Source organism: Oleiphilus sp. HI0079 (assembly GCF_001635105.1).
Map to the genome: position 1 here is coordinate 1 of NZ_LWFT01000586.1, position 7,117 is coordinate 7,117.

Below are 7,117 nucleotides of genomic sequence, written 5' to 3' on the forward strand. Positions count from 1 at the left end.
ACCTGGGACGCTTTCTTCGTAGACCTCGTGAGCGGCAAGTGCCGACAATTCTAAAAAAGGTGTCCCGGGATCGAGTAGGTGGGCAAGCCGCTCTCTTGGGAGCAGCTTGCCTTTTGCGCGATGGCGGTCGATGAGCTTTTGGCTACTGTAAGTCGCGTTGTTGGTCAGCTTCTGGCGAAGATCGTCGACTAACGCATTCATCGATGAAGCGCGCAACTCAAATTCGGGTGAGTTGACGGATATCTGAGAGTGAAGAACTGGCATGATTTATCCTTTCAACGAATTATGACTTAGCGCGTTTCCATAAATAGTTCGCGACCAATGAGCATTCGCCGAATTTCAGAGGTGCCCGCACCAATTTCATAAAGCTTGGCGTCACGAAGCAATCGCCCCGTTTCATAGTCATTGATATAGCCGTTACCACCAAGAATCTGTATCGCATCCAAGGCCATTTGTGTTGCCTTCTCAGCACAATAAAGGATCACGCCTGCGGCGTCTTTTCGAGTCGCTTCGCCGCGATCAGCTGACTGGGCAACGGCATATAGGTAAGCTTTGCACGCGTTCATAGTTGTATACATGTCGGCCACTTTACCTTGGATAAGTTGGAATTCACCAATTGGCTGACCAAACTGCGTACGTTCGTGGATATAGGGTACAACGTTGTCCATGCAGGCTTGCATAATGCCCGTTGGCCCACCGCTCAGAACGATTCGCTCGTAATCCAAACCGCTCATGAGCACCTGAACACCTTTGTTCTCGTGACCCAGAACATTCTCAATGGGGACCTCGACATTGTCGAATACGAGCTCACAGGTGTTTGAACCCCGCATACCAAGCTTGTCTAGTTTAGGTGAGCGTGAGAAGCCCTTCCAGTCACGCTCGACGATAAATGCAGTAATACCATGCGCTTTTTTGTCTGCATCGGTCTTGGCATAGATTACGTAAGTATGGGCGTCAGGCCCGTTAGTGATCCACATTTTTGTGCCGTTCAACACATAATGATCGCCTTTGAGTTCAGCTCGTAACTTCATACTGACCACATCGCTTCCGGCGTTCGGTTCACTCATTGCCAGAGCGCCAATGTGCTCGCCAGAGCAAAGCTTAGGAAGATATTTTTGTTTCTGTTCGTCGTTGCCGTTGCGATAGATCTGGTTAACGCAAAGGTTTGAGTGTGCACCATAGCTTAGGCCAATTGACGCACTGCCTCGACTGATCTCTTCCATCGCAATGGTATGTGCGAGGTAACCCAAGCCAGAGCCGCCATACTCTTCGGAGATTGTCATCCCAAGCACACCAATATCGCCTAGCTTTCTCCATAATTCGTTTGGAAATTCGTTGTCGCTGTCTGTTTTGGCAGCGAGCGGCTTGATCTCGGAAGTAACGAAAGAGGCTACTTGGTCTCTAAGGATGTCGACGGTCTCGCCGAGGTTAAAGTTCAGGTTTTGCATTGAGGCGATGCTCATGAATGACTCCGGGGTTCTGTAATCAATTATCTTTATTGTTTGGTTTGGAGCGCTTTTAGCGCTTCAAGGCAGCGCTCTTCAGCGCCCATTAATTCATTTTCCATCGCGCGTATGTCGATCAGCTGTTGCGCAAGCGCTTCTCGCCGCTCTCGAATTTTGTACAGCAGGCTTTGAAGCTGGTCTTCATTATTGCCGTCGGGCGAATACATATTGATCAATTCTTTCGACTCGGCGAGAGAGAGCCCAAGGCGCTTACCACGAAGTATCAGTTTTAAACGGACTCGATCTGAATCATCATAAATGCGGTTTTGCCCATTGCGGGTTGGGTGTAGGAGGCCTTCCGATTCATAAAACCGCATTGTGCGGGTTGTGATATCGAACTCGCTAGATAACTCCGAGATGTTGTAGGTCTTTCGTTCCATTTTTTTTGCGCGCAGAAGACTATGAATAATACTCAGCGCAGTATGGATTGACGTTAACGTCAACGTCAATAGCTAGCGGTCAATTTTGATTGTCTTTACTTGCTTTGTTCTGTTTGGCTTCACGTTCAAGCAGCATGATTCCTTGACGACGAAGCATATCGTTCCACTGCTCCATTATTCCTGCGTTACCAATGCGCTTTGCAGACTCTCGCTCAAAGCGGTTAAGCCACAGCCCGAGCCCGTTAAAGCTATAGACTGGCTCGAGATCCGGGCGTTGGCTCGCTGGCAGGATGTCGGGCTCAATATTGTCGAGAATCAATGGTTCTGCGTCAGGTGTCGAATAATAGGCGAGAACCATGTGTGCTTGATTAAGCTCAAGGGCTTTGACATAAGATATCTGCAATTTATCCTCATCAAAGCCTGCATAAACGAGGGTGTAAAATTTTGCGATCGCATAGTCTTCGCAATCACCTGCGTTCTTTGCGAGTAATTCTACCGGCGTCGCCCAATAGTCTTTTGCGTCCCAAAGCTCTTCGTCGCTTGCAAACCGCGCTTGATTAAAGAAGTCATTGACCTGCTTGAGATGGTCCAGTTCAAATTGTTCGTTGTAGTTCTTCTTGAGATCTAAAGCCAGCAATTGCCAATTTACCAACCGGTCGACGGCGTCATCCCCGAAGCGACGTTCTACGATTTCGAGTAGTTTGCTCTTAAACTCGACGGCTTGAGTGTTAAAAACAGCAAGAAAAATCGTCACAAATAAAACAGCGAGCCTTGATGGAGCGATAGTGCCGGGCGACAGATTGACTAAGACCTTAGCGTGCTTGGCTAGCCTAAGACTCACTGTCACTGCTTACGAAGCCTCGATCTGAGAGCACTCAGCTTGTCTCGGATGCTTTGTTTTTGTTCGCTGGAAATTTTTGGTGCGTTCTCAGGAATGCTGATGCGGGGAGCTTGGTTTTGCCCGAGCGTTTGGTAGTTGGTGTTTGCGGAGGGCGCAGTGTTGGCAGCGCTTGGGTTGGTGACCGAAGAAAGTAGTCGGGTTGAGCTGTCGCCTTCGGTAAAAAACAAGGTCTCTAGCTTCCCTGAGCGGCTTAGAATTACACGATCTTTGCGAACCGAGTGAAGTTCTGCATTTCCCGGCAGAGTGTCGCCCACTCGATAGCTCTCTGTAGAACGGTCGGGGCCCTCAATCAATGCGGTGGCGTGTTTTTGGCTTTCGGACGCAGAGACTCCGGTTAGTGTCAGACGTAGATTTGTTTTTGGGAGCTCTTGGACGTCCTGCTCAACCGCCTGTGAAGCGTTGAAACTGCCAAACATCGAGTAGTCGGCGATATTACGGTTGGTTGGCTTGTTCTGTTGTGCATTGGCAGATGGGAGAGAGTCTGTCGTTGATATCGACTGACCGAGATTTTTCGAGGTGGCTGTGGCGCCAGAATATTCAAGATAAAGCGGATAGAGCTGAAAGGCACTCAAGCCGATGCTTGCGAGAATAATAACAAGCGCAATCAGCAAAGGTAGTCGCTTGTGTAACATCCAGAATTACCCCAAAACAAAATGCTAGCGTACGCTAGCTAAGCCAAACATGCTGTTCAATGTATCACAACATGTTTGGCTTGGTGCTTAATGTGCTGTTAGATTTTGAAGTTGTTAATCAGCGTTTCGAGGTTGTCCGTGCTGTTTATAAGTTGCTCACTTGCTTTAAATGCGTCATCGGCATGGGCTTGAGATTGACCGCCAAGGTCAGAAATCTCACTGGCACTTTTCTGAATGTTTTCAGTCATCATGGCTTGCTCTTCTGCTGCGCCCGCAATTTGCTGACTCATATCTACGATGCTCGAAACACTATCCACGATCTGCTCAAGTGCCTGGCTAACCTCTGAGCTGTGGGAAACAGTCTCCTCCGTTGAACTATGGCTCTTGTTCATGGAGTCAACGGCTAACGCGACGCCCTTGTGCAATTTATCAACCATCTTGTCGATGTCTTCGGTTGATTTTTGGGTGCGTTGCGAAAGGGTTCTTACTTCGTCAGCAACAACCGCGAAACCTCGGCCCTGCTCGCCGGCGCGGGCAGCTTCAATTGCTGCGTTTAATGCGAGAAGGTTAGTTTGTTCTGCGATCGCTTTTATCTCTACCAAGGCATTCGTGATTTCTCTGCTATCTTCAGACACCTGATCAATATGGCCGACGGAGGTTTTGATCTCGTTTGCAAGTCGATGGATAGATTCTACTGTTTCGCCGACGATCGTACGTCCTACTTGAGCCCGTCCTTCTGCTTGATGAGCCGCATCGGAGGTTTGGGAGGTATTCTGTGCGACTTCGCCTACTGCGGCCACCATTTGAGACATAGCATTTGAAATCTCATCGGTTTCATCGCGTTGTTTATGGAATGTATCTCTGGTTGTGGTCGCGAGCTGGTTTAATGTATGCGCATCAGCAGATAAGCCCTTGATCATAAAGCGCGCGGTTTCGATCAGCTGTTTAACCTGCATGGTCATATCGTTGAATGAGAACGTTAAAGCACCCAATTCATCGGAAGATTGTTTTTCCATTTTTACAGTAAGGTCGCCAGAGGCAACTTTGCGCGCCGCGACCGAAAAGGATGCGATGGCTTTTTTCACGGAGAGTGAAAAGCCCGTATAAAGGTAGGCAATGATAAGCAATATGATGAAGATCGCACCGAAAAGGAACCCTAAATACCCGGTTTGCTCAGCAAGGCGTTCTTCAAGTACGTGTTGAAGTTCTGCCTTCGCTACGTCATTGAGTGACTGAAGGGAAACGTAAAGCTCGTCCACCTCGTTGCTAAATAATTTCCAGTCAAGCGATAGTCGGACGGCATTCATCAGATCATCATCAATGGTAGCAATAAGCTGGTTCACTTTATCCCGCAAATTCTGTAATGCAGAGAGAAGTTGAGGCGATAAGCCTTCGCTATCCTCTTCAACAATGCTTCTCAGTCTGTCGTCCGTCAGCAGAAGTGCTTCGTATTGCCGGTTGAGTTCGTCGCTAGCTAAGTAGCTCAGGTTGCCGTCGTAAAGCGAATAGACGCCATAGGTACGTACATTGGCGAATGTGCTAGAGAGCGTGTCGTTGAGTGTGTTGATGAGCTGAAAGCGGCGCTGAACGTATGGGTCCGCGTCGAGGGCAAGATTGCTTAACTGTGCAACTTTGGTGATCTGTCGAGTAAACGAGCTTTCAAGCTTTCTATAAGAACCTCGTTGGCTTGAAATATCCATTGCTTGCGAGGTGCTGCTAATTTGACTGATATTGTTGTCAATCTCACTGAGCTGTTCTTCAAATAATCCACTGTTCGCAGCTTTTAGATCGGTAATTGCTTGAGAGTTATTGGACTTACTGCGACTGATCGCGTCTGCGAATGCGGGGTTTTGGCGCTGTCTGTTGAGTGATTCAAAGTCAATTTGACGTTGGAACTCGTGCTCTAAGCTAATTAGGCCAAAATATGTTTCACTGCCGGTTAGTTCAGTTTGTGAGGCATTGATTTCTTTCTGAAGCTGGCTGTAGAGCACCCAACCGAGAAAAACGATCGGAAGGAGCCAAAGTATACTAATCAGCGCAAACTTTTGGTTGTAGCTAAGGCGATTCATCAATGCAATCGCGGGGGACATGAAAGCGTNCAAGTAATCTCCTCAGGTAGCGCGCTATGCCAGCAAGGTCTCGCGCCACATATTTGTGTTGTTCGGTCTCAATTCTAGTTAGTTGTGTTATCGACTAGCTTGGCCGTAAATTTAGTCCAAAAAATGAATTTTGCTATTAAGCATAGGCTCACAAAACGCGAACAGGGTAATGTTTCCTGCCAATAGGCGTGTTTAACATGCGCTTACAATGATTTAATGTATTAGCAGAACGATTTCATATTGAATGCACATAGAATGTGCGACCCTAGATAAACAATAAAAATAGTACGATTAATCTGTCCCTGACATAGTGAGAGAGCACCGAGTGTCTGAGTTACACGAAACGCCTGAACAAGCAAACCTACAAAGTATCGAGAGTGATCCCGTTGCTACTGAATTGGCTCTGTTTGACCGCTTGCCGTTCTCTTTCGCAAAGAAGCAGGGCGCGGTGATCGTTCAGGATGGTGAGTCGCAAAAAATTGTATATCGGCCTGGCCTGACCAGTTTAGCGTTTGCGGAGTTGAATCGAATTACACGCGGTCGCCTTGATTTTGAGTTGGCGAGTGAGCAGGAGTTTGATGAATACCTGAATATTGCCTATCAGAATGACTCTGCCGAAGCGATGCAGATGGTTGAAGGCTTGGGCGACGACATGGATCTTACCAGTCTTGCTAACTCTGTGCCCGAGACAGAAGATTTGCTCGAGCAGGAAGACGATGCGCCCATTATTCGCCTCATTAACGCGATTTTGACTGAGGCGGTAAAAACTGCAGCATCGGATGTTCACATTGAAACCTTCGAAAAGCAGCTCATCGTGCGGTTTCGCATCGATGGGATTCTGCGTGAAATTGTCAAGCCAAAACGTGCCTTGGCGCCATTACTTGTTTCGCGTATCAAAGTAATGTCTAAGCTAGATATTGCCGAAAAACGAATCCCCCAAGATGGTCGTATTTCACTGCGCGTTGGTGGTCGTGAGGTGGATATTCGTGTTTCGACAATGCCTTCGGCAAATGGAGAGCGCATCGTACTTAGGCTGCTCGACAAAAATGCGGGACGGCTGCGGCTGGATCATTTGGGTATGACTGATCGAGATTTGAATGCGCTAAAGAGCATACTCGCCCAACCGCATGGCATTATGCTTGTCACGGGTCCGACAGGGTCTGGTAAAACCACTACGCTCTATGCGGGGCTTTCTGAGATAAACGACCGCTCTCGCAATATCCTTACCGTTGAAGATCCTATTGAGTACAACCTTCCAGGCATTGGGCAAACACAAGTCAATACAAAGGTTGATATGACCTTCGCGAGAGGTCTTCGCGCTATATTGCGGCAAGATCCAGATGTCGTGATGATTGGTGAAATCCGTGATCTAGAGACGGCAGAAATTGCAGTGCAGGCGAGTTTGACGGGCCACCTCGTTTTATCAACGTTACACACAAATACGGCCGTTGGCTCGATTACTCGGTTGATGGACATGGGGGTCGAACCGTTCCTGATTAGTAGTAGTCTCGTTGGAATTATTGCTCAGCGCCTTGTTCGTGTTTTGTGTGAACAATGCAAAGAGCCTTATGAGGCAGATGAAGGTGTGGCGCGTTTGCTG

At 48.0% G+C, this 7,117-nt stretch carries 6 protein-coding genes and 1 pseudogene; 1 reads left to right on the top strand and 6 read right to left on the bottom strand.

The annotated features are described in order from the left end of the window. The 6 genes and pseudogenes from A3750_RS09990 to A3750_RS10015 all read right to left on the bottom strand — a co-directional run. Positions 1–264: pseudogene (locus tag A3750_RS09990) on the bottom strand (methylcrotonoyl-CoA carboxylase); the annotation flags it as partial. A gap of 26 nt (positions 265–290) precedes the next feature. Then, positions 291–1,463 carry an isovaleryl-CoA dehydrogenase gene (locus tag A3750_RS09995; protein ID WP_369819933.1) on the bottom strand — a complete coding sequence of 391 codons (1,173 nt, stop codon included), beginning with the start codon at positions 1,461–1,463 and terminating at the stop codon, positions 291–293. 32 nt (positions 1,464–1,495) lie between these two features. Beyond that, positions 1,496–1,885 (bottom strand): MerR family DNA-binding transcriptional regulator, encoded by a 390-nt coding sequence (locus A3750_RS10000; RefSeq protein ID WP_068452318.1) that lies wholly within the window; start codon positions 1,883–1,885, stop codon positions 1,496–1,498. A gap of 79 nt (positions 1,886–1,964) precedes the next feature. Next, positions 1,965–2,726 (bottom strand): transglutaminase-like cysteine peptidase, encoded by a 762-nt coding sequence (locus tag A3750_RS10005; protein WP_197466164.1) that lies wholly within the window; start codon positions 2,724–2,726, stop codon positions 1,965–1,967. A 2-nt stretch (positions 2,727–2,728) separates the two neighbouring features. Further along, positions 2,729–3,418, bottom strand: a complete 690-nt coding sequence (locus tag A3750_RS10010) for a type II secretion system protein N (RefSeq protein WP_068452315.1) — start codon at positions 3,416–3,418, stop codon at positions 2,729–2,731. Between the two features lie 98 nt (positions 3,419–3,516). Then, positions 3,517–5,508, bottom strand: a complete 1,992-nt coding sequence (locus A3750_RS10015) for a methyl-accepting chemotaxis protein (RefSeq protein ID WP_068452312.1) — start codon at positions 5,506–5,508, stop codon at positions 3,517–3,519. A gap of 334 nt (positions 5,509–5,842) precedes the next feature. On the opposite strand from A3750_RS10015, the gene A3750_RS10020 reads away from it, so the two are divergent. After that, on the top strand, positions 5,843–7,117 hold a 1,275-nt coding region (locus A3750_RS10020; protein ID WP_156498511.1), incomplete at its 3' end, for an ATPase, T2SS/T4P/T4SS family.